We start from the raw sequence: 21,349 nt of genomic DNA on the forward strand, positions 1-21,349 counted from the left end.
ACCGCCCGAGGGAGTAGCCGATGAACCGCCCCCGTTCCCTGCGCTGTCTGGCCGCACTGTCCCTGGTCGTCCTGGCCGCCACCGCCTGCGGGCGCTCCGACCAGGGCGGCTCCCCGGCCGCCGGCGCGGCCCAGGCCGCGCAGAACGCCGGGAAGAGCGCCTCCGAGCTGCTCCCGGCGAAGAACAAGCAGAGCGGCGTGCTCAGAGTCGCCACCTCCGTCGGCTACCCGCCGATGGAGATGTACAAGCCCGGCACCACCGAGCTGACCGGGGTCGACCCGGACCTCGCCGCCGCCGTCGCCGGGAGGCTCGGCCTGAAGCTGGAGCTCGCCAACTCCTCCTTCGACGGCCTGATCCCCGGCCTCCAGGCCGGCCGCTACGACCTGGTGATGTCCTCCATGACGGACAGCGCCCAGCGCCGCCAGGCCGTCGACTTCGTCGACTACTTCCGCACCGGCGGCGTGATCATGACGAAGAAGGGCAACCCCGAGGGCATCAAGTCCCTGGAGGACCTCTGCGGCAAGAAGGTGGTCCTCGCCAAGGGCAGCTCCAACCTGGAGATCGGCGAGCAGCAGAACGCCAAGTGCGCCACCAAGATGGCGATCTCGCAGAGCGAGGACGCCCCGACCGGGCTGCTCCAGCTGGACAGCGAGCGGGCCGTGGCCACGATCGTGGACTACCCGGTGGCGCAGATGTTCGTGCAGAACAGCGGCTCCTACGAGGTGCTGCCGGACCAGTACGGGACGGCGCCCTGGGGCATCGCGGTGGCGAAGAAGGACTCCGGGCTGCGCGACGCGGTGCAGAAGGCGCTCCAGGAGCTGATCGAGAGCGGCGAGTACCGCAAGGTGCTGGACACCTACCAGGTCGGCGGCAGCGCGGTGGAGCGCGCCACCGTCAACGCGGCGCAGTGAGAACGGCGGCACCGACGAGATGAGCACCGACATGAGAGACCCCGCGATGCCCGCACCGGCCGGCCGAGTCCCGACCGCCGAGGCCGCGGCCGACGACGACCTGGCCTTCGAGGTCACCGGCCGGCCCCGCCCGGCGCGCTGGTTCGCCGTGCTGGCGGCGGCCTTCGTCGCCGTCTGGCTGGCCTGGACGATCATCGTCAACCCCAACCTGCACTGGGACATCGTCGCCCGGTACCAGTTCGACGGCGTGATCCTGGAAGGGCTCTGGGTGACGGTCCAACTCACCCTGATCTCCCAGGTGGTGGGCATCGTCATCGGCGTGGTGGTCGCGGTGATGCAGCTGTCCGACAGCCCGGTGCTGCGGACCACCGCCGGGGCGTACACCTGGTTCTTCCGCGGCACCCCGCTGCTGGTCCAGCTGATCTTCTGGTTCAACCTGGCGCTGCTCTTCCCGGAGATCAGCATCGGCATCCCGTTCGACGGGCCCAAGCTGGTCAGCTGGCAGTCCAACACCCTGATCACCGGCTTCGTGGCGGCACTGCTCGGCCTGTCGATCAACGAGGGCGCCTACATGTCCGAGATCGTCCGGGCCGGCATCCAGAGCGTCGACCCCGGGCAGCGCGAGGCCGGCGCCTCGCTCGGCATGTCCAACCGGCAGATCCTCACCCGGGTGGTGCTGCCGCAGGCGATGCGGGTGATCATCCCGCCGTTCGGCAACCAGTTCATCTCGATGCTGAAGACCACCTCGCTGGTCTCCGTCATCGCCGGCGCCGACCTGATGACCGTCTCCCAGCACCTCTACCTCGCCAACTTCGAGGTGATAGCGCTGCTGATCGTCGCGTCCCTCTGGTACCTGGTGCTCACCACCATCGCGAGCGTCGCCCAGCACGCGGTGGAGCGGAAGTTCAACCCGGCCGGCGCTCCGCCGGCCCTGCACCGCCGGGTGCTGGCCAACCTGCGGCCGGGGCGCGGCGCAGCACAGAAGCGCGTGAAGAAGGGGGAGGGCAAGTGACGGGTACGGATCCGGCGAAGCCGACCGCCGAGGTGGTCCTGTCGGCCCGGAAGGTGCGTAAGCACTTCGGGGACCTGGAGGTGCTGCGCGGCATCGACCTGGAGGTCCGGGCGGGGGAGGTGCTCTGCGTGATCGGCCCCTCCGGCTCCGGCAAGTCCACCCTGCTGCGCTGCTTCAACCACCTGGAGAAGATCGACGCCGGGCGGATCGAGGTGGACGGCGAACTGGTCGGCTACGAGCCGCACGGCGCCTCCGGCAGCAGGCTGCGCGAGCGCCGGCCGCGCGACATCCGCCACCAGCGCGAGCGGATCGGCATGGTCTTCCAGCGCTTCCACCTCTTCCCGCACCGCACCGCGCTGCAGAACGTGATGGAGGGCCCGATCGCGGTCAAGGGGCGTCCGCGCCAGGAGGCCGAGCGCCGGGCCCGCGAGCTGCTCGCCCGGGTCGGCCTGGCCGACCGGGCCGACCACTACCCGGCCCAGCTCTCCGGCGGCCAGCAGCAGCGGGTGGCGATCGCCCGGGCGCTGGCCATGGAACCGACCCTGATGCTCTTCGACGAGCCCACCTCCGCGCTCGACCCGGAGCTGGTCGGCGAGGTGCTCGGCGTGATGCGCGACCTCGCCCGCAGCGGCATGACGATGATCGTCGTCACCCACGAGATGGGCTTCGCCCGCGAGGTCGCCGACCGGGTCGTCTTCATGGACGAGGGCGCCGTCGTGGAGGCCGGCAGCCCGGCCGAGGTGTTCACCGCCCCGCGGCACGACCGCACCCGGGCCTTCCTCTCGACGGTGCTCTGATGGGAGCGACAGGACTGATGGGAGCGGACGTGACCACGACCCCGGTCGACCTGCTGCTGCGCGGCGGCACCCTGGTGGACGGCACCGGGGCGCCCGGCCGCGCGGCCGACCTCGCCGTCGCGGGGGGCCGGGTCACCGTCCTGCCGCCGGGCACCGCGGTGGCCGCGGCCGAGACGCTGGACGTCACCGGACGGGTCGTCACCCCCGGCTTCATCGACGTCCACACCCACTCGGACGCGCTCGCCGCCCCCTTCGGCGGCGGCACCCACACCGACGGCGACGCCCTGGACGAACTGCGGCTCGCCCCGCTGCTCCAGGGCGTCACCACCGAGATCAGCGGCAACTGCGGGATCAGCCTGTTCCCCGCCCTGCCCGAGCGGCTGCCCGAACTGGCCGGGCACCTGCGGGTCTCCTTCGGCCTCGGGCCGGTGCTGCCCGCCGAGGACTTCGACGCCTTCGCCGCCGGCCAGCGGCCCGAACTGCGCCGCAACCACATCGCCTCGCTGGTCGGCCACGGCACGCTGCGCGCCGGGGTGATGGGCTTCGAGGACCGCCCGCCCACCCCCGAGGAGCTGGCCGCCATGTGCGACCTGCTCGACCGGGCGCTGGCCCAGGGCGCGGCCGGCCTCTCCACCGGCCTGATCTACCCGCCCGGCGTCTACGCGGACACCGAGGAGATCGTGGCCCTGGCCAAGGTCGCCGCGCGGCACGGCAAGCCGTACGTGACCCACCTGCGCGACGAGATGTCCCAGGTGGAGAAGGCCCTGGAGGAGGCGCTGGAGATCGCGGTGCGCTCCGGCGCGGCGCTCCAGGTCTCCCACCACAAGACCGCCGGGCGGCACGCCTGGGGCGCCACCCTGCGCACCCTGCCGCGCCTGGAACAGGCCCGCGCCGACGGCGTGGACGTGCTCTGCGACGTCTACCCGTACACCGCCGGCAGCACCGTGCTGCACGCGATGCTGCCGCCGTGGACCAGCGAGGGCGGGCCGGCCGCCCTGCTGGAGCGGCTGCGCAGCAAGGAGGTGCGGGACCGGATCCGGGCGGACATCGCGAACGGCGTCGAGGGCTGGGAGAACACCGTCGGCAACGGCGGCTGGGACCTGATCTCGGTGGCCGCCGCGCCCGCCCGCCGTACCGCCGAGGGCCGCCGGATCGCCGACCTGGCCGCCGAGCGCGGCGCCGACCCGGTCGACTACGTGAGCGACCTGCTGCTGGAGGCGCAGGGCGAGGTGACCATCATCAGCCACTCGATGCGCGAGGACGACGTCCGCCGCGTGCTGGCCAGCCCGCTGTCCATGATCGGCTCGGACGGCGTGCCCAAACCCGGCCGCCCGCACCCCCGTTGGGCGGGCAGCTTCGCCAGGGTCCTCGGCCACTACGGGCGCGAGCAGGGCCTGCTGCCGCTGGAGCTCGCGGTGCACAAGATGACCGGCCTGCCCGCCGGGCGGTTCCGGCTGGCCGGGCGCGGGGTGGTCCGGGACGGCGCCGTCGCCGACCTGGTGGTGCTGGACCCGGCGGCCGTCCTGGACGGCGCGACCTTCGAGCGGCCGCTGCTGGCGCCGGCGGGCGTGGAGACCGTCGTGGTGGCCGGCCGGGTCGCGGTGCGCGGCGGCCGGCCGACCGCGAGCCGGGCCGGAGAGGTGGTGCGGGTCCGATGAGCCTCGCCCAGGTGGCCGCCGCCGCGCGCAGCTCGGCGGCGCTCCCGCTGACCCTCGCGGTGGCCGCCGTCGACGTGGACGGCGGCGAAGCGGTCGGGGTGGACGACACCGTCGTGCTGCCCGTCGCCAGCGCCTCCAAGCTGCTGCTGCTCGCCGAGGTCGCCCGGCGGCTGGACAACGGGGAACTGGCGGCCGGGCAGCCGGCCGCGATCCTCCCCGAGGACGTCACCGGCGGCACCGGCCTGCTCGGCCGGCTCAGCCGCCCCGGCTGGACGGTGGAGGACCTGGCCTGGCTGACCGCCGCGGTCAGCGACAACACCGCCACCAACGCCCTGCTGCGGCTGGTCGGCCTGCCGGCCACCGCGCGGCTGGCCCGCGACCTCGGGCTGGAACGGCTCACCCTGCACGACCGGGTGCGCGACGAGCGCGGGCCGGACCTCCCGCCGGTCTTCGCCACCGGCACCGCCCGCGACCTGGCCCGCCTGGTGGCCCTCGCGGTCCGGGGCACCGTGGCCACCCCGGGGGCCTCGGCCCGGCTGCTCGGCTGGATGCGCGCCAACACCGACCACGGGCTGGTGCCCGCGCTGATCGACCACGACCCGTACGCCCCCGGCTTCCCCGAACCGCTGCCCGGCCGCCTGCTGGTGGCCAACAAGACCGGTACGGACACCGGGGTGCGGGCCGACGCGGGCGTCATCGTGGGCGCCCGGCGGGTGGCCTACGCGGTCGTCGCGCACTGGGACGTGGCGCTCGGGCCCAGCACCGAGCGGGCCGCCGTGCACGCCATCCGGGACGTCGGCGGCGCCCTCGCGGCCTGGGCCCAGCGGCCGGCCTGACGGGCTCCGGGCCAGGGAGGTCCGGGCCGGGGGACGTCCGGGCCGGGGAGGTCAGGCCCAGCGCATGTCGAGCAGCGACCTGATCTCCCCGGCCGCCGCGCCGAGTTCGGCGAGGAAGGACCGCAGCACCGGGTTGCGGTTGGTGGTCCGGGTGGCCACCCCGATCCGGCGGTGCAGCTGCGGGTGGTCCAGCCGGCAGACGTGCACCCCGGCGCTGTCGGCCAGGCCGAGCGCCGGGATCAGCGCGACGCCCATGCCGGCCCGCGCGAGGTTGATGGTCACCTGGTAGTGGTCGCTGCGGCAGCGCACCCGGGGGCGGAAGCCCTCGGCCGCGCAGGCGCGTTCGAGCACCGGCTCGCCGGTGCTGCCGCCGTGGGTGCCGATCCAGCTCTCGCCCTCCAGCTCGGCCAGCCGCACCAGCGAGCGCCGCCCGAGCCGGTGCCGCAGCGGCACCACGACCAGCTGCGGCTCCTCGAAGTACATCTGCACGTCCACCGCCGCCTGGCGGCACCACGGGTCCAGCGGGTGCTCGAAGACGACGGCCGCGTCCAGCCGGCCGGCCTCCAGGTCCGGGACCAGCTCGTGCGGCTGGCCCATGATCAGCTCCAGCTCCACCTGCGGGTTCGCGGCGGAGAACGCGGCCAGCGCCCGGGGCAGCAGGTCCAGCCCGGCGGAGGCGAAGAAGCCGATCCGCAGCACCCCGGCCGCGCCCTCGGCGTGCGCCCGCAGGTCGTCCTGGGCGACGGCCATCAGATCGGCGATCGCCTGGGCGTGCTCGGCCAGCCGGACACCCGCGGGCGTCAGGCGCAGGGACTGCGGAGCCCGTTCCACCAGCGCGACACCCAGCTCCTGCTCCAGGCGGGCGAGCTGGTGCGAGATGGCGGACGGGCTCAGGTGCAGGGCCTGCGCCGCGGCCACGATGGTGCCCCGGCGGGCGATCTCCAGGAGGACGTGCAGTCGGGCGCTGTTCAGCATCGGCCCAGGTTAGACGGCATGCGACCGCTGCGCAGCCACCGGTTCCCCGAGGCCGTCGCCGGCGGCCACGTCCAGCCGGAGCAGGTCGTGCTCGGTCTCCCGGCGCACCACCAGGCGGGCCTCGCCGTTGCGGACGAAGACCACGGCGGGCCGCGGCAGCTTGTTGTAGTTGGACGCCATGGCGTAGCCGTAGGCGCCGGTCACCGGGGTGGCCAGCAGGTCGCCGACCCGCAGGTCGGCGGGGAGCGCGGCGTCGTCGATGATCACGTCGCCGCTCTCGCAGTGCTTGCCGACCAGCCGGGCGTGCCCCGGCCGGGGCGCTTCGGGGCAGCGCGGCAGGAAGGCCTCGTAGCGGGCGCCGTACAGCGCCGGGCGCAGGTTGTCGCTCATCCCGCCGTCCACGCTGACGTAGGTGCGCACGCCCTCGATCCGCTTGACGGTGCCGACCCGGTACAGCGTCAGCCCGGCCCGGGCGGCGATCGAGCGGCCGGGCTCGACGCCCACCTCGCCGCTCCAGCCCGCGCCGCGCACCGCCGCGCGGACCCGCTCGGCCCAGACCGCGAAGGAGGGGGCGCTCTGCCCGCTCAGGTAGGCCACGCCCAGGCCGCCGCCGACGGTCAGCCGGCGCAGGCCGTGCTCCACCGCGAACCGGGCCACCGCGGCGGCGCCGTCGGCCAGCTCGGCCGGGTCCAGCACCTGGGAGCCGACGTGGGCGTGGACGCCCTCCAGCCGTACGGCGGCGGAGCCCCGGGCGCGGCGCACCGCGGCCGCGGCGGCGCCGTCGGCCAGGCCGAAGCCGAACTTGGAGTCGTGGCCGCCGGTCTGGATGGCCTGGTGGGCGCCGGCCGCGACCCCGGGCGCCACCCGCAGCTGGACCCGGGCCGGGGGCAGGCCCTCCTCGTGGTGCAGCCGCTCGATCCGGTCCAGTTCGTCGAAGCTGTCCACCACGATGTGGCGCAGGCCGACGGTCAGCGCGGTGTGCAGCTCGGCCTCGTCCTTGTTGTTGCCGTGCAGCACGATCCGGTCCGGGTCGACCCCGGCGTACAGCGCGGTGCGCAGCTCGCCGCCGGAGGCGACGTCCAGCAGCAGGCCCTCCTCGGTGGCGAGGCGGGCCATCGCGGTGCAGAGGAAGGCCTTGGAGGCGTAGGCGACGTTGCCCCGGCCGAAGGCGGCCACCGCCTCCCGGCAGCGCCGGCGCAGGTGCTCCTCGTCGTAGACGAACAGCGGCGTGCCGTACCGGCGGGCCGCCTCGTCCAGGAGCACGCCGCCGACGGCCAGGCCCTCGGGGCGGAACTCGGCGGTGAGCGGCAGCAGGCCCGGGTCGACGGGCGGCAGGGCCGGGTCGAGGGGCGGCAGGGCTGGGGACACAGGGGACAAGGCTTCCTCCCGGCAGGCTGGTTGGCCCCGCCCATCCTCGGCCCTGCGGGAGGGGGTGAGAAAGCGCATTCTTCCGGCCCTGAGCAGTACCGAAACCGATGCTCCGGCCCGGGGCACGGCTCTGTCCCGACTGTTGCATCTAAGCTTGCATCTATGGTGCTACGGTGTGGTCCATGGCCGACACCCCGTCCCCCGCCCGCGTCCCGGCCGCGGACCGCGCGTACGACCTGACCAAGGACCTCATCCTCGGCGGCGGCCTCCCCGGCGGCACGCTGATCAGCGAGGGCGAGATCGCCGAGCGCGCCTCGCTCAGCCGTACCCCGGTCCGGGAGGCCTTCCTGCGGCTGCAGGCCGAGGGCCTGCTCCAGCTCTTCCCCAAGCGCGGAGCCGTGGTGGTGCCGGTCGGCCCCGGCGAGGCCGAGGACGTGCTGGAATTGCGCGAGGCGCTGGAGAGCACCGCCGTCCGCCGGATCACCCGCCGCCCCGACGGCCTCGACGCGCTCGTCCGGCAGCTGTCCGAGCTGATCGACCAGCAGCGCGAACCCGCCCGCCGGGCCGACCTCGGCGCCTTCGCCGACGCCGACGAGGCCTTCCACCGGGGCATCGTGACGGCCTCCGGCAACGAGCTCGCCGAACGGTTCTACGGGACGCTGCGCGACCGCCAGCGCCGGATGGCGGTCCAGCTGCTCCAGGTGCAGCCGGAGGGGCAGCGGCAGCGGCTGGCCTCGCTGGTCGAGGAGCACACCGTGCTCGTCGAACGGATCGCCGCCCGCGACGCCGAGGGCTTCACCGCCGCCCTGCACGCCCACCTGGACGCCCACCGCGCCGTCACCGACCGCTGACCTTCCCCCATCGCGCGCCGACGCGTTCGCGCACCGACGGGCGTTTCGCGCGCACAGCCCCGACGGACCGCCGGGACCTCCCATCCGACAAGGAGCAGCACCACCATGAGCACCGCCCGGCCACCGTCCGCCGGTCCCGTCGCACCCTCCGGCCGGAGGCGGCCGTGGCTGCTCGCCGCCCTGGCCATGTTCTGCTGCGGATGGGGCGGCAACCAGTTCACCCCGCTGCTGCTGATGTACCGCCACCTCGGCGGCTACTCGGAGGTCACCGTGGACGCCTTCCTGGGGGCGTACGTCCTCGGGCTGGTCCCCGGACTGCTGGTCGGCGGCGCCGCCTCGGACCGCTACGGGCGCCGCCCGCTGATGATCGGCGCGGTGGCCGCCTCGCTCGCCGCCAGCGGGGTGCTGTGCGGCGGTGTGACCGGTGAACTCCCCATCTACGCCGGGCGGTTCCTCACCGGCATAGCCGTCGGCATCGCGATGGCCGTCGGCACCAGCTGGGTCAAGGAGCTCTCCCAGGCCCCGCACGACCCGGCCGCCGACCAGGGGGCCGGCGCCCGCCGCGCCTCCCTCGCCCTGACCCTCGGCTTCGGCCTCGGTGCCGGGGTGGCCGGCGTGCTCGCCCAGTGGGGCCCCTGGCCGATGGTCACCCCGTACCTCGCCCACCTGCTGGTCACCCTGCCCGCGCTGTTCCTGCTCCCGAAGGCCGTCGAGACCCGGGCGCGGGCGACCGCCGCCGTCCGCGGCCTCTGGGCCGACCTCAAGGTCCCGGCGGCCGGGCACCGGCGCTTCGTCCGGGTGGTCCTGCCGATGGCCCCCTGGGTGTTCGGCTCGGCCGGCGTCGCGTACGCGGTGACCCCGCAGCTGGTCGGCGACCGGCTCGGCCACTGGTCGCTGGCCTACGCGACCCTGCTGACCGTCCTCACCCTCGGCACCGGCGCCCTCGTCCAGCCCTTCGCCAAGCGCCTGGACTCGCTCTCCTCGGCGCGCGGCGTCATCGTCTCCATGGTGCTGATGGCCTGCGGCATGGCCGTCTGCGCCGCCGACGCGGCGCTCCGCTCCCCGCTGCTCGGCCTGGCCGGCGCGGTCCTCCTCGGCGCCGCCTACGGCATCGGGGTGGTCTCCGGCCTGCTGGAGATCCAGCGCATCGTCACCCCCGACGACCTGGCCGGCATCACCGGCGTCTACTACGCGCTCTGCTACTCCGGCTTCCTGCTCCCCGCGGTGCTCGCGGCACTCTCCTCGCTGGCCTCCTACACCGTGATGCTCAGCGTGGTGACGGCCCTCGCCCTCGCCAGCCTCGCCGTGATCACCCTCTCCTCCCGCCGCACCGCCCCCGCCGAGGCCTCCCGCTGACCCCACCACCGCCGCCGCCCCCCGCCCATCCCCGGGCGGGGGCGGCCTGCTGTCAGACCTTGGCGTCGTCCTTGGGGCGGGCGTGGGCGGGGAGGCCGTTGGCGAGGTCCTCGACCAGGAGGCGCCAGGCGATGGTGTCGGCGGCGGCCCTGAGCTGGGGGCTGCGGGGGCGGCCGGCGTCGGCGTCGAGGCGGGCGTTGAGCCAGTCGGACCAGGCGCCCGCGAGGGTGCGGACCTCGTGGGTGCCGGCCTCGGTGGGGGAGAGGCGGTCGCCGTCGCGGCGGAGGTAGCCCTCGGCGGCCATCCGGTCGAAGACCGGTTCCAGGACCTCGGGCGGTACCCGTTTGCGGGCGGCGATGAGGTCGAGCGAGGCGTGGCCGACGGCCTTCTTGTGGCCGGCCACCTCCATCAGCGCCCAGGCCCCGGCGAGGTCCACCCGGGTGTCGGCGCCGGAGACGATGGTGCGGACGGTGTCGAGGTCGACCCCGCGGACGATCTTGCAGACCGAGTACTCCAGGTGCGGGTCGGAGTCGGCGGTGGTCGGTTGGGCGAAGCCCTCGCCCATGTCGGTGGAGCCCGCCCGGGCGGTGTCGCGCAGTTGCACCTGTTTGAGGAAGAGCGCCACCACGAAGCCGACCACGGCCACCGGGATGGTCCACAGGTACACGGTGTGCAGGGCGTCGGAGTAGGCCTGGACGATCGGCGCGGCCTGGTCGGCCGGCAGGCGGTGCAGGCCCTGCGGGCTCTCCGCCGCGTGGGCGAGCACGGCCGGGTCGGCGCCGGTGAGCCGGGCGGCGGTGCCGATCCCGTGGGCGAGTTCGGTCTTCAGGCTGTTGGCGTAGATGGTGCCGAACACGGCGGTGCCGAAGGAGCTGCCGATGGTGCGGAAGAAGGTCACCCCGGAGGTGGCGGTGCCGAGGTCGGCGTAGTCGACGGTGTTCTGCACGGCGATGGTGAGGACCTGCATGCTCAGCCCGATGCCGGCGCCGAGCACGAACATGTAGAGCGAGGCCAGCGCGGTGCCGGTGCCGGGTTCCAGCCGGGAGAGCAGGTAGAGGCCGACGGCCATCACCGCGGTGCCGACGATCGGGAACAGCCGGTACTTCCCGGTCTTGCTGACGGCGTTGCCGCTGCCGACCGAGGCGATCAGCAGACCGATCACCATCGGCAGCGTCCGGACGCCGGAGACGGTCGCCGAGTCGCCGTCCACGTACTGGAGGAAGGTCGGCAGGAAGGTCAGCGCGCCGAGCATGGCGAAGCCGACGATGAAGCTGAGCACCGAGCAGACCGTGAACACCGGGTTGCGGAACAGCCGCATCGGCAGCATGGGTTCGACGGCCCGGGTCTCCACCCAGCAGAACAGGCCGAGCGCCAGCGCGCCGCCGACGAACAGGCCGATGATCACCCCGGAGCCCCAGGGGTACTCGTTGCCGCCCCAACTGGTCGCCAGGATCAGCGCGCCGGCGCCGACCGCGACCAGCACGATGCCCAGGTAGTCGACGACCGGGCGGGTCGCCGAGCGGACCGAGGGGATGGTCCGGGCGGCCGCGGCGACCACCACGACCGCGATCGGCACGTTGACGTAGAACGCCCAGCGCCAGGACAGGTGGTCGGTGAACAGCCCGCCCAGCAGCGGCCCGATCACCGTGGCCACGCCGAACACCGCGCCGATCGCGCCCTGGTACTTGCCGCGCTCGCGCAGCGGGATGACGTCCGCGATCAGGGCCATGGCGGTGACCATCAGGCCGCCCGCGCCGAGGCCCTGGACGGCCCGCCAGGCGATCAGCAGGGTCATGTTGGTGGACAGCCCGCACAGGAACGAGCCGCCGACGAAGACGATCGCCGAGATCTGGAACAGCAGCTTGCGCCCGTACAGGTCGCCGAACTTGCCGGCCAGGACGGTGGCCACCGTCTCGGCCAGCAGATAGGACGTCACCACCCAGGACATGTGCGCGGCCCCGCCGAGGTCCGAGACGATGGTGGGCAGGGCGGTGCCGACGATGGTCTGGTCGAGGGCGGCCAGCAGCATGCCGAGCACGATGGTGGCGAAGACGACGTTCCGCTGCCGGACGTCCAGCACCGGAGGGGCGGAGGGCGGGGTCTCGGTGGCGACGGTCATGCCGTCAGCCTCCGGGGTGCGGGCGGTGGCCGCGATCCGGTTCGGCCGTTCGGGTGAGGCCGGGTGACGAGGGCCCGGGCGGCCTTCCCTGCCGAGGCCCGGTCGAGGCCCGGTCGGTGACCCGGTGGCGGTCCCGGTGGCGGCCCCGGACGGCCCGGGCGACGATGAGCCGGACGAAGCCGAGCGAATTCGAACGAATCTGATTCGAAGCCGGTCGAAGCCGACCGACGTTCGTCCGGGTGCCACGACGCCCCGGCCCCCGGGAAGGGGCTCCCATGAACGCCGACCCCCCGCGCAGCACCGCGCACCCGGCGCAGCCCGGCGCCACCGCCGTGGGCGGCCGGGCCGCCGCCCGTCGCTGGCGGGCGCTCGCGGTCTGCCTGGTCGCCGGCTTCATGACCCTGCTGGACGTCAGCATCGTCAACGTCGCGCTGCCGACCGTACGGGCCGGGCTGCACATGTCCGACAGCGGCCTGCAGTGGGTGCTCAGCGGCTACGCGCTGGCCTTCGGCCTGGTGCTGGTGCCCTCCGGGCGGCTCGGCGACGCGCGCAGCCGGCGGGCCGTCTTCCTCGCCGGGCTCGCCCTGTTCACCGTGGCCAGCGCGCTCGCCGGGGCGGCGCAGAGCCAGGAGTGGCTGGTGCTGGCCCGGCTGTTCCAGGGCGCGGCCGGCGGGGTGCTGGTGCCGCAGGTGTCCGGCTTCATCCAGGTGCTGTTCCAGGGCCCCGAGCGCGGCTGGGCCTTCGGCGCGCTGGGCGCGACGATCGGGCTGTCCACCGCCGTCGGGCCGCTGCTCGGCGGGCTGCTGATCCACGTGGTCGGCCCGCAGGACGGCTGGCGCTGGGTGTTCCTGGTCAACCTGCCGATCGGCGTGGCCGCGCTGCCCGTCGCCTACCGGCTGCTCCCCGCGCCCCCGCCCGCCGGCGACCGGGCCGGGCACCGGGACTTCGACCCGGTCGGCGTGCTGCTGCTCGGCGCCGGGACGGTCTCGCTGCTGCTGCCGTTCGTCCAGGCGCAGCAGTGGCACGGCCCGACCCGCTGGCTGCTGCTGCCGCTGGCGGCGGTGCTGCTCGCCGCCTTCGTCGGCTGGGAGCTGCACTACGGGCGGCGGCGCGAACCGCTGGTGAGCATGGCGCTGTTCGCGGTGCGGCCGTACGCGGCGGGGGTGCTGCTGTCGCTGGTGTACTTCGCCGGGTTCACCGCGATCTTCTTCATCTTCACGCTCTACCTCCAGGCGGGCCTGCACTACTCGGCGCTGACGGCGGGCCTGGCGATCACGCCGTTCGCGGTCGGCTCGGGGGTGTCCGCGGCGGTGGGCGGGCGCCTGGTGAGCCGGCTGGGGCGGCGGCTGGTGGTGGCCGGACTGGTGCTGGTGCTGGCCGGGCTGCTGGCCTCGGCGCTCGCGGTGCAGCTGTGGTCGGGGCCCCGGGTGGGCTGGACGACGGCGCTGCCGCTGCTGGTCGCCGGGGTGGGCAGCGGACTGGTGATCGCCCCGAACCAGACGCTGACCCTCCAGCAGGTGCCGGTGGCCCGGGCGGGCAGCGCGGGCGGGGTGCTGCAGACCGCGCAGCGGGTCGGCTCGGCGGTGGGCATCGCCGTCGTCGGCTCGGTGTTCTTCGCCCATGCCGCGGGGCCCCGCCCGGACTGGTCGCTGGCCTTCCAGCTGGGTGTGACGGTCGCGGCCGGGCTGGTGCTGGCGGCGCTGCTGGTGGCGGTCGCCGACCTGGCCTCGGGCCGGGGCGGCCGGCCGTAGGAGCGCAGCGGCGGGCCGTGGCGCGCCGGTCGGACGGCCCGGCGCGCGGATCGGCCGTCAGCGGTCCCGCCAGTGCTTCCGTCAGTGGTCCCGGCGGTGGACGGCGGCCGCCGCGACGGCGACCGAGGCCAGCGCCCACACCGCGTAGGTGGTCCAGGCCCCCGTGACGGTGGCTGGGTACTCGGACGGCCGCAGGCCCGTCAGGGTGGTCCGGGCCAGGCGCTGCCAGGCGGACAGCGGCAGGGCGTGCAGCAGGTCGGCGCTCCACCGGTAGCGCTCGGTGACCAGCGAGGGGATGAAGAACAGCACCACGACGGTGCCCACCACGGCCCCCGCGCTGTGCCGGATCAGCGCGCCGAGGCCGAGCCCGACCAGGGCGCAGACCGGGCCGAACAGCACCGCCGCCGCGACGTACCGCAGCGCGGCCGGGTCCGTGACGGACTGCCCGATGCCGGTCCCGGACAGGACCGCCTGGCTGATGCCGAAGGAGGCGCCGACGGCGAGCACGCCGTAGCCGGACAGCACGGCGGCCAGCACGCAGGCCTTGGCGGCGAGCACCGCCCGGCGGTCGGGCACGGCCGCCAGGGTGGTGCGGATCAGCCCGGTCGCGTACTCGCCCGTGATGACGAGCGCGCCGAGGCCGCCCGCGACCAGCATCAGGATGTCGGCGGAGGCGGCGCCGAAGGCGTTGTTCAGCGCCACCTGCGCCATCATCACCGGGTCGTCCTCGCCCGGCGTGTAGTGGTCGCGGGTGTACAGCGCGGACTTGAGGCCGGCGGCGACGATCGCCAGGGCGCTGAGGCCGAGCACCCAGGGGACGGAGCGCAGCGACCAGAACTTGATCCACTCGGCGGCCAGCAGGTCGGTGAACCGGGCGCGCGGCTCGGCGGCGCGGGTGCCAGTGCGGGGGTCGGTGCGGGTGTTGGTGCGGGTGTCGGCGGGAACGGTGCCCAGCGGGGTGTTCGAGGAGGTGTTCAACGGGGCTCTCCGGCGGGGTACTCGACGCTGTCGGCGGTCAGGTCCATGAACGCCTCCTCCAGGGAGGCGCCCCTGGGGATCAGGGCGTGCAGCAACAGGCGGTGCTCCAGGGCGAGTTCGCCGATCCGGGTGGCGTCCACGCCGGTCACCGCGAGGGCGCCGTCCGGGCCGGGCCGCACGGCGGCGCCGGCCGCCGTCAACACGGCCGCCAGCCGGTCGGGTTCGGCGGCCCGGACGGTGACGGTGCCCCGGCCGGCCCGGGCGGCGAACGCGGACAGGCTCTCGTCGGCGAGCAGCCGGCCGCGTCCGACCACCACCAGGTGGTCGGCGGTGTGCTCCATCTCGGCCATCATGTGGCTGGAGACGAAGACGGTGCGCCCCTCGGCGGCGAGCCGGCGGAACAGCCCGCGCACCCAGAGCACGCCCTCCGGGTCCAGTCCGTTGAGCGGCTCGTCGAAGAGCAGCACCGGCGGGTCGCCGAGCAGCGCGCCCGCGATGCCGAGCCGCTGTTTCATGCCCAGCGAGTAGCCGCCGATCCGGCGCCCGCCCGCCTCGGCGAGCCCGACCTCGTGCAGCACCTGCTCGACCCGGGCGGCCGGGATCGCGTTGGTGCGGGCGAGCGCCCACAGGTGGGCCCGGCCGGTCCGCCCGCCGTGGGCGTCGCCCGCGTCGAGCAGCGCGCCGGCGTGCCGCAGGCCGCGCGGCCTGCCGCGGAAGGGGCGGCCGTCGACGGTGACGGCGCCGGAGGTGGGGGCGCTCAGACCGAGGACCAGCCGCAGGGTGGTGGACTTGCCGGCGCCGTTGGGGCCGAGGAAGCCGGTGACCCGGCCGGGCCGGACGGTGAAGGAGAGACGGTCGACGGCGGTGCGGACGCGGTGGCCGCGGCCGTAGCGCTTCGTCAGCTCGGTGACTTCGATCATGGGCTCCACGGTGCCCGTCCGGCCCGTACGGCCGCATCGGACCGGCGTCGACAGTGCCCGTCACCCCCGGCCGTACAACCACGGCTGGATGACGGCCTCGCCGGACCGTCGTTACGATCTTGGACCATGTCATCGACGCCCTCCCCGCCGCTGCTCCGGCGCGTCCCGCCCGAGGTCTGGGTCGGCCTCGCCTGGTGCGTGGCCGCCGGCTACCCCGCCGTCCGGCTCGGCGGCGACGCCTCGCAGCACCCCGGCGCCGCCGCGCACGGCGGCTGGGCGTTCACCCTGGCCGACACGGTGGTGGCCTTCGCGGGCGCGGCGCTGGTGCGACGGCTGCCGGTGCTCTCCGTCGTCCTGCTGCTGATCGCCGCGTTCACCGAGACCGACGGGTGGGCCGGCGGCGCCCAGGTGCCGCCCGGCGCGCTGCTCGCCGTGGACGTCGCGCTCTGCCTGATCACCGCGACCCGGCCGCGCCGCACCTCGCGGGCCGCCTTCACGCTGGTGATGGCCCTCCTGGTGGCGCACATCGGCATGGTGCACGGCAACACGGTGGGCATCTTCACCGGCACCCACATCGGCTCGGCCGACGGCGCCGCGCTGCTCGCGCTGGTCGCCTGGCTGGTCGGCCGCTCGGGGCGGCAGAACCGGGAGCACGCGGCGGCGCTCGGCGCCCGGGCGGCCGAGGAGGCGGTCACCGCCGAACGGCTGCGGATCGCCCGCGAGATGCACGACACCGTCGCGCACAGCCTCGGCATCGTCGCCCTCCAGGCGGGCGCCGCCCGCCGGGTGATCGACCGTCGGCCGGAGCGGGCCAAGCAGGCGCTGGGCGAGATCGAGGCGGCCGGGCGGGACACCCTGGCGGCGCTGCGCCGGATGCTGGTCGCGCTGAGGGAGGCCGACGGCGAGGCCTCGGCCCCGGTGCCGCAGGGCCTGGCCGACCTCGACCGGCTGGCCGGGGCGACCACCGCGGCGGGGGTGCGGGTGGAGGTGCGGCGGCGCGGCGAACCGGGGCCGCTGCCGCCGGAGGTGGACCTCGCGGCCTTCCGGATCGTCCAGGAGTCGGTCACCAACGTGGTGCGGCACGCGGACACCGACGCCTGTGTGGTGGCGGTGGACCACCGGACGGCGGGGGAGCTGTCCGTCGAGGTCACCGACCGGGGGCGGGGCCTGGGTCCGGTCCGGGGGGCCGGCGGCGGGTTCGGGCTGGCCGGGCTGCGGGAGCGGGTCGCCCTGCTGCGCGGCGAGTTCGAGGCCGGGCCGCTGCCCGGGGGCGGCTTCCGGGTGGCCGCCCGGCTGCCGGTGCCGGTGGCGGTATCGGTGTCGGTACCGGGCTCGTTGGGTTCGTCGGGCTCGTCGGGCTCGTCGGCCGGGGAGGCGGGCGCGTGATCCGGGTCCTGCTGGTCGACGACCAGCCGCTGGTGCGCGCCGCGCTGGAGATGGTGATCGCGGAGACGGCGGACGTCGAGGTGGTCGGCGAGGCCGGCACCGGGGCGGAGGCCGTCCGGCTGGCCGCCGAACTGCGGCCGGACGTCGTGGTGATGGACATCCGGATGCCCGGCATGGACGGCATCGAGGCGACCAGGTTGGTGACCGCCGACGGCGGGCCGACCAGGGTGGTGGTGCTCACCACCTTCGACGAGGACGAGCACGTGTACGCGGCGCTGCACGCCGGGGCGTCCGGCTTCCTGGTGAAGGACATGGCGCTGGACGACATCCTCGGCGCGGTGCGGGTGGTCGCCGCCGGGGACGCGCTGATCGCGCCGAGCGTCACCCGGCGGCTGATCGGGGCGTTCGTCGGGGGCCGCCCGTCGCGGTCGGGGACCGGCGGGCCCGGGCCGGGTGCCCGGGGTGTCACCACTGCGGCCGCCGCGGTCGCAGCCGAGCGGCGGCTGGCGGCGATCACCGGGCGCGAGCGCGAGATCCTGACCCTGGTCGGCCGGGGCCTGTCCAACACCGAGATCGCCGCCGAACTGGTGCTCAGCATCGCGACCGTCAAGACCTACATGACCCGGCTGCTGGCCAAGCTCGACGCCCGGGACCGGGTGCAGCTGGTCATCCTGGCCTACGAGGCGGGCCTGGTCTCGGTGTCCGGCTGACCGGGCCCGCCGCAGAAACGATTCAGCGCTTGATCGCCACGCCCGCGTACATCGCGATGTCCTGGTCGCGGACGGGCGCGGCACCGGCGTCCGGCCGCCAGTGGTGCACCAGCGTGACGCCCGGGTCGAGCAGCTCGTAGCCGTCGAAGAAGGCCTCCGTCTCGGCCTTGTCGCGGATCTGGAGCGGGATGCCGCGCGCGTTGTACTCACGGCCGACGCCGCCCACGCCCACCGGGTCGGTGTCCCCGGTGAAGACCGTCAGGGCGAGGAAGCTGCCGGGGGCCAGGGCGTCCATGAAGCGGCGCACGATGCCCTGCGGGTCGTCCTCGTCCAGCACGAAGTGGACGATCGCGATCAGCGACAGCGCCACCGGCTGCGAGAAGTCGAGCACCTCGCGCAGCCGGGGGTTGCCGATGATCGACTCCGGGTCGCGGAAGTCGGCCTCCACGTAACAGGTGCGGCCCTCGGGCGTGCTGTCCATCAGGGCCCGCGCGTGGGTCAGCACGATCGGGTCGTTGTCCACGTAGGCGACCCGGGCCTCGGGGTCGACCGCCTGGGCGACCTCGTGCACGTTCGGCGAGGTCGGGATGCCGGTGCCGATGTCGAGGAACTGCCGTACGCCGTACTGCTCGGCGAGTCTGCGCACCGAGCGCTGCATGAACTCGCGGGTGGTGCGCATCGAGGTCGGCAGCGCCGGCCAGGCCCGCACCGAGGCGTGCGCCGCGACCCGGTCCGCCTCGAAGTTGGTCTTGCCGCCGATGAGGTAGTCGTAGACCCGGGCGGAGTGCGGAACGTCCATCCGCAGGTCCACCGACGGGTAGTCCTCGCGCGGACCGTGCTCTGCCCGGACCTCGTTCGCCATGTTCGTTCTCCCGCCGCTGGGCATCCGTCACCAACCGCCCTGGTGGCGGTTCATGGTGCGCATGGTAACGGTCGCCCGCCGCACGGGAATGACAGGGTCTCAGGCGTGCGCCTCCGGGTGCTTCGGGTCGAGCGCGTCGGCGCCCGGCTGACGGGGGACCACGGCGCTGTCGGCGTCGCGCCGCCCGTGCGCCGCGAGTTCGAGGGCGGCGCCCGTCCAGGCGAGGCCGAAGGCCCAGGTGGCCAGCCACTCGCCCAGGTACAGCGGCCGCACCGGCCAGTCGGAGCCGACGCCCGTCACCCCGGCCAGCAGCGAGAGCGCCAGGGCGGCCAGGATCACCACCCCGGCCACCAGGTAGGCCGTGCCCACCCGGGCCGGCTGGGCGGAGCGGGGGTTGCGGAAGGAGTAGAGGCAGAAGACCGCCAGCATGACGAACAGCAGGCCGGCGAAGACCAGGTGGAACACCCCGACGGTGCGGTCGAGGCCGGACCCGCCCCCGGTGTACGTCGGGCAGAGCGCGACCCCGAGCGCGAAGAACCCGGCCGCCGTGCTCCAGCGGTCGTCCCGGCGGTCGAAGCGGTAGCAGATCAGGAACACCCCGAGGGCGCACAGCGCGCCGACGAAGACGTTCCGGGTGTCGGTGTAGTACGCGCCGCTCATCGAGTTCGGCCAGAAGCCGTCGGTGCCGCGCCCCGTCAGCTCGGCGGCCAGCCAGTTGCCGAACGGCAGGGCCACCGGCAGCAGGATGCCGATCAGGCCGACGCCGAGGCGCAGGATCGCGATGGTCCGAACGTCCTGGGTGCTCCGCCGGACAGCGGGGGAGTTCTGCGTGCGCACGTCGTGAGTCACGGACGCCTCCTTGCCTTTCCACGGGCGCGTGGGCCCGCTCGTCCTCCGGCCGCGCGGGACGGGGTGGGGCGGCGTCGGACGGGCGCCGCCACACACCTGAGCGACCGTCAACTGGTGTACCCGCATTGGCGTTCGAAGCACCACCGATTTGAGCGGTTTAGACCCCCGATGACCGTCCGGAGCGCCCTGGACGACCATCCACTACGGACCCGGAGGGCCCGACGGTTCAACTCCCGCGCGGAGAGCGGGACAGCGGCCCCCACCAGCCCCAACCGTGCCTGGACGAGCCTGGATCGATCTGTACCATTCCCTTCTGATCGGTGATCGGATCTGACAGCATCGTCCGGCGACCGGTCGCCGGTGATCCGTGCGCGGTGCGCGCACGACGCGTCCACCCGCGGCCCCTCCGGCGGCCGCCGTCCTGCTGCGCCTCGTGGAGGAGACGTGACCGCCAAGGCCGGCACCCCCGGGGCCGCCCACCGCCCGGCGCACTGGGTCCGCACCCGGCTGCGCGCCGACCCGGGCACCGCCCTGCTGACGGCGGCCCTCGCGTTCGTCACCGTCCTGCTGTCCGTGGCCGTCCCCCGCGTCACCGACCGGGGCGCGGACGCGGCGCTGCGGGACTACGTGCACCGGCAGGGCATCCACGCGACCAGCCTGCACTTCTCCTCCAAGGCCCGGCCGAGCGACACCGCCGCCGACCTCGACGCCGTCGACCGGCAGCTCGTCGAACGGGTCGGCGGGAAGCTCGCGCTGTCCCCGGCGGGCCTGGCGCACGGCTCCGTCACCGATTCCGTCCCGATGTTCAACCCGGGCTACCGCCGGGTGAGCGACAGCGCCCCGCCCAGGCTCTCCCTGGTCCACCTGGCCGGCCTCGCCGACCGGGTCACCCTGACCGAGGGCAGCCGCCCGGGCCCCGCCACCGCCGGAGCCCCGCTGCCGGTGATGGTCAGCCGGACGGCCGCCGAACTGGTCGGCATCAAGGTCGGTGACGTCGTCGACAGCGGCAGCACCGGCCCCGACAGCCGGCGGACCGCCGTGGTGACCGGCCTGTTCCGGGTCAACGACCCGCTGGACCCGTTCTGGACCGGCCTCGGCTGCCCGGACCGCCCCTGCCTGAACATCGACCTGGAGCACGGCAACTGGCTGGGGGCCACCGGCTTCGTCGACGGCGACAGCCTGGCCGGGCTGACCGGCTGGGGCACGTCCGTCCAGAACTTCTGGCGGGTGGCCGTGGACCCCGCCCCGCTGCGCGCCGACCGGCTGGAGCGGACCCGCGCCGACGTCCTGCCCCTCGTGTCCGGGCCGGGCGTCGCGGCCCTGGCCGACGCGACCGGGCGCGCCGACCTGCGGTCCGTCTCGACGCTGCCCGTCATCCTCGACCGGGCGGCCGAGCGCTACCGGGCCGCGATGGCGCTGAGCGCGATCGGGCCGGCCGGCGTCGCGGGCGTCGCCGTGGTGGTGCTCTGCCTGGCCGCCGCGCTCGGCACCGACCGCCGCGCCGCCGAACTCGGGCTGCTCCGGGCCCGCGGCGGCTCGCGCGGCGGGGTGCTGCTGCGGCTGCTCGGCGAGGGCGCGGTGACCGTGCTGCCCGCCGCCGCGCTCGGGGCGGTGCTCGCCCTGGTGCTGCTACCCACCCCGCGCTGGGGCCTCGCGGTGGCGGCCGGCCTCGGCACGACCCTGCTCGCGCTGCTCGCCCTCCCGGCCCGCGCCGCCCTGCTGTGGGACCGCCCCCGGCCGACCGGCCGCGGGCGCCGGGTGGTCGGCGAACTCGCGCTGCTGGCCGTCACCGCCGTGGCGGTGGCCGAGGTCCGCCGGCGCGGCGTCGGCCACTCCGGCCGGGGCGTGGACCCGCTGCTGGTGGCCGCCCCGCTGCTGCTCGCCGTCGCCGGCGGGCTGCTGCTGGCGCGGATCGAGCGGCAGGGGCATCGGCGGCCGGGCGGCGTCGGCGGCGGTGGCAGGGGCGGTGATGGCAGTCATGGCCCTTCGATCCTCCCATGCCCGCCGACC

Annotated in this window: 17 protein-coding genes and 1 pseudogene; 11 read left to right on the forward strand and 7 right to left on the reverse strand. The window is 75.0% G+C overall.

Annotated features, from left to right (window positions below; translation table 11 throughout):
• Positions 1-20: 20 nt before the first annotated feature.
• Genes ACWDCZ_RS24070 through ACWDCZ_RS24090 form a run of 5 tightly spaced genes read left to right on the forward strand, consistent with a single transcriptional unit; the run spans position 21 to position 5,214 of the window.
• A complete protein-coding gene (locus ACWDCZ_RS24070) occupies positions 21-911 on the forward strand; it encodes an ABC transporter substrate-binding protein (protein ID WP_449816919.1) in 891 nt (296 codons plus the stop codon).
• Positions 912-942: 31 nt separating this feature from the next.
• Positions 943-1,923 carry an amino acid ABC transporter permease gene (locus tag ACWDCZ_RS24075; RefSeq protein WP_259316988.1) on the forward strand — a complete coding sequence of 327 codons (981 nt, stop codon included), beginning with the start codon at positions 943-945 and terminating at the stop codon, positions 1,921-1,923.
• Entirely contained in the window at positions 1,920-2,720 is an 801-nt protein-coding gene (locus ACWDCZ_RS24080; protein WP_380741473.1) for an amino acid ABC transporter ATP-binding protein, read from the forward strand. The genes ACWDCZ_RS24075 and ACWDCZ_RS24080 overlap by 4 nt, the downstream gene beginning before the upstream one ends.
• Before the next feature lie 29 nt (positions 2,721-2,749).
• Entirely contained in the window at positions 2,750-4,378 is a 1,629-nt protein-coding gene (locus ACWDCZ_RS24085) for an N-acyl-D-amino-acid deacylase family protein (protein WP_375875715.1), read from the forward strand.
• Entirely contained in the window at positions 4,375-5,214 is an 840-nt protein-coding gene (locus ACWDCZ_RS24090; RefSeq protein WP_449816920.1) for a serine hydrolase, read from the forward strand. Before ACWDCZ_RS24085 ends, ACWDCZ_RS24090 begins: the two co-directional genes overlap by 4 nt.
• 51 nt (positions 5,215-5,265) lie before the next feature.
• Here the strand turns inward: ACWDCZ_RS24090 and ACWDCZ_RS24095 are convergent, their stop codons facing one another.
• A complete protein-coding gene (locus ACWDCZ_RS24095) occupies positions 5,266-6,189 on the reverse strand; it encodes a LysR family transcriptional regulator (protein ID WP_449816921.1) in 924 nt (307 codons plus the stop codon).
• A gap of 9 nt (positions 6,190-6,198) precedes the next feature.
• On the reverse strand, positions 6,199-7,557 hold the full coding sequence (gene lysA / locus ACWDCZ_RS24100; protein WP_449816922.1) for a diaminopimelate decarboxylase: 1,359 nt from the start codon (positions 7,555-7,557) through the stop codon (positions 6,199-6,201).
• 182 nt (positions 7,558-7,739) lie between these two features.
• Here lysA and ACWDCZ_RS24105 point away from each other — a divergent pair, with 182 nt between their 5' ends.
• Together ACWDCZ_RS24105 and ACWDCZ_RS24110 are read left to right on the forward strand one after the other, a co-directional pair.
• Positions 7,740-8,408 (forward strand): GntR family transcriptional regulator, encoded by a 669-nt coding sequence (locus ACWDCZ_RS24105; RefSeq protein WP_449816923.1) that lies wholly within the window; start codon positions 7,740-7,742, stop codon positions 8,406-8,408.
• Between the two features lie 105 nt (positions 8,409-8,513).
• Positions 8,514-9,764, forward strand: a complete 1,251-nt coding sequence (locus ACWDCZ_RS24110) for an MFS transporter (RefSeq protein WP_449816924.1) — start codon at positions 8,514-8,516, stop codon at positions 9,762-9,764.
• A 52-nt stretch (positions 9,765-9,816) separates the two neighbouring features.
• Here ACWDCZ_RS24110 and ACWDCZ_RS24115 read toward each other — a convergent pair whose 3' ends face one another.
• The gene (locus ACWDCZ_RS24115) at positions 9,817-11,883 is read right to left on the reverse strand and encodes an MDR family MFS transporter (protein WP_049653800.1); all 2,067 of its coding nucleotides are present in this window, start codon (positions 11,881-11,883) and stop codon (positions 9,817-9,819) included.
• 275 nt (positions 11,884-12,158) lie between these two features.
• Between ACWDCZ_RS24115 and ACWDCZ_RS24120 the strand changes: the two genes are divergently transcribed.
• Positions 12,159-13,634: an MFS transporter gene (locus tag ACWDCZ_RS24120; RefSeq protein ID WP_449816925.1), complete on the forward strand. Its 1,476-nt coding sequence runs from the start codon at positions 12,159-12,161 to the stop codon at positions 13,632-13,634.
• Between the two features lie 81 nt (positions 13,635-13,715).
• On the opposite strand, the gene ACWDCZ_RS24125 is transcribed toward ACWDCZ_RS24120, so the two are convergent.
• A complete protein-coding gene (locus tag ACWDCZ_RS24125) occupies positions 13,716-14,612 on the reverse strand; it encodes an ABC transporter permease subunit (protein WP_449816926.1) in 897 nt (298 codons plus the stop codon).
• Positions 14,609-15,532 carry an ATP-binding cassette domain-containing protein gene (locus ACWDCZ_RS24130; RefSeq protein WP_449816927.1) on the reverse strand — a complete coding sequence of 308 codons (924 nt, stop codon included), beginning with the start codon at positions 15,530-15,532 and terminating at the stop codon, positions 14,609-14,611. The genes ACWDCZ_RS24125 and ACWDCZ_RS24130 overlap by 4 nt, the downstream gene beginning before the upstream one ends.
• A 126-nt stretch (positions 15,533-15,658) precedes the next feature.
• Between ACWDCZ_RS24130 and ACWDCZ_RS24135 the strand changes: the two genes are divergently transcribed.
• Positions 15,659-16,918, forward strand: a complete 1,260-nt coding sequence (locus tag ACWDCZ_RS24135) for a sensor histidine kinase (protein WP_449816928.1) — start codon at positions 15,659-15,661, stop codon at positions 16,916-16,918.
• Between the two features lie 50 nt (positions 16,919-16,968).
• Complete coding sequence (locus ACWDCZ_RS24140) at positions 16,969-17,628, forward strand: response regulator (protein WP_449816930.1); 660 nt, start codon at positions 16,969-16,971, stop codon at positions 17,626-17,628.
• A 22-nt stretch (positions 17,629-17,650) separates the two neighbouring features.
• On the opposite strand, the gene ACWDCZ_RS24145 is transcribed toward ACWDCZ_RS24140, so the two are convergent.
• Together ACWDCZ_RS24145 and ACWDCZ_RS24150 are read right to left on the reverse strand one after the other, a co-directional pair.
• On the reverse strand, positions 17,651-18,490 hold the full coding sequence (locus ACWDCZ_RS24145) for an SAM-dependent methyltransferase (protein ID WP_074005743.1): 840 nt from the start codon (positions 18,488-18,490) through the stop codon (positions 17,651-17,653).
• Between the two features lie 99 nt (positions 18,491-18,589).
• Positions 18,590-19,339: a hypothetical protein gene (locus ACWDCZ_RS24150; protein ID WP_117492901.1), complete on the reverse strand. Its 750-nt coding sequence runs from the start codon at positions 19,337-19,339 to the stop codon at positions 18,590-18,592.
• Positions 19,340-19,783: 444 nt separating this feature from the next.
• Between ACWDCZ_RS24150 and ACWDCZ_RS24155 the strand changes: the two are divergent.
• Positions 19,784-21,349: pseudogene (locus tag ACWDCZ_RS24155) on the forward strand (hypothetical protein); the annotation flags it as partial.

The sequence above is a fragment of the Kitasatospora sp. NPDC001225 genome (genome assembly GCF_053597855.1).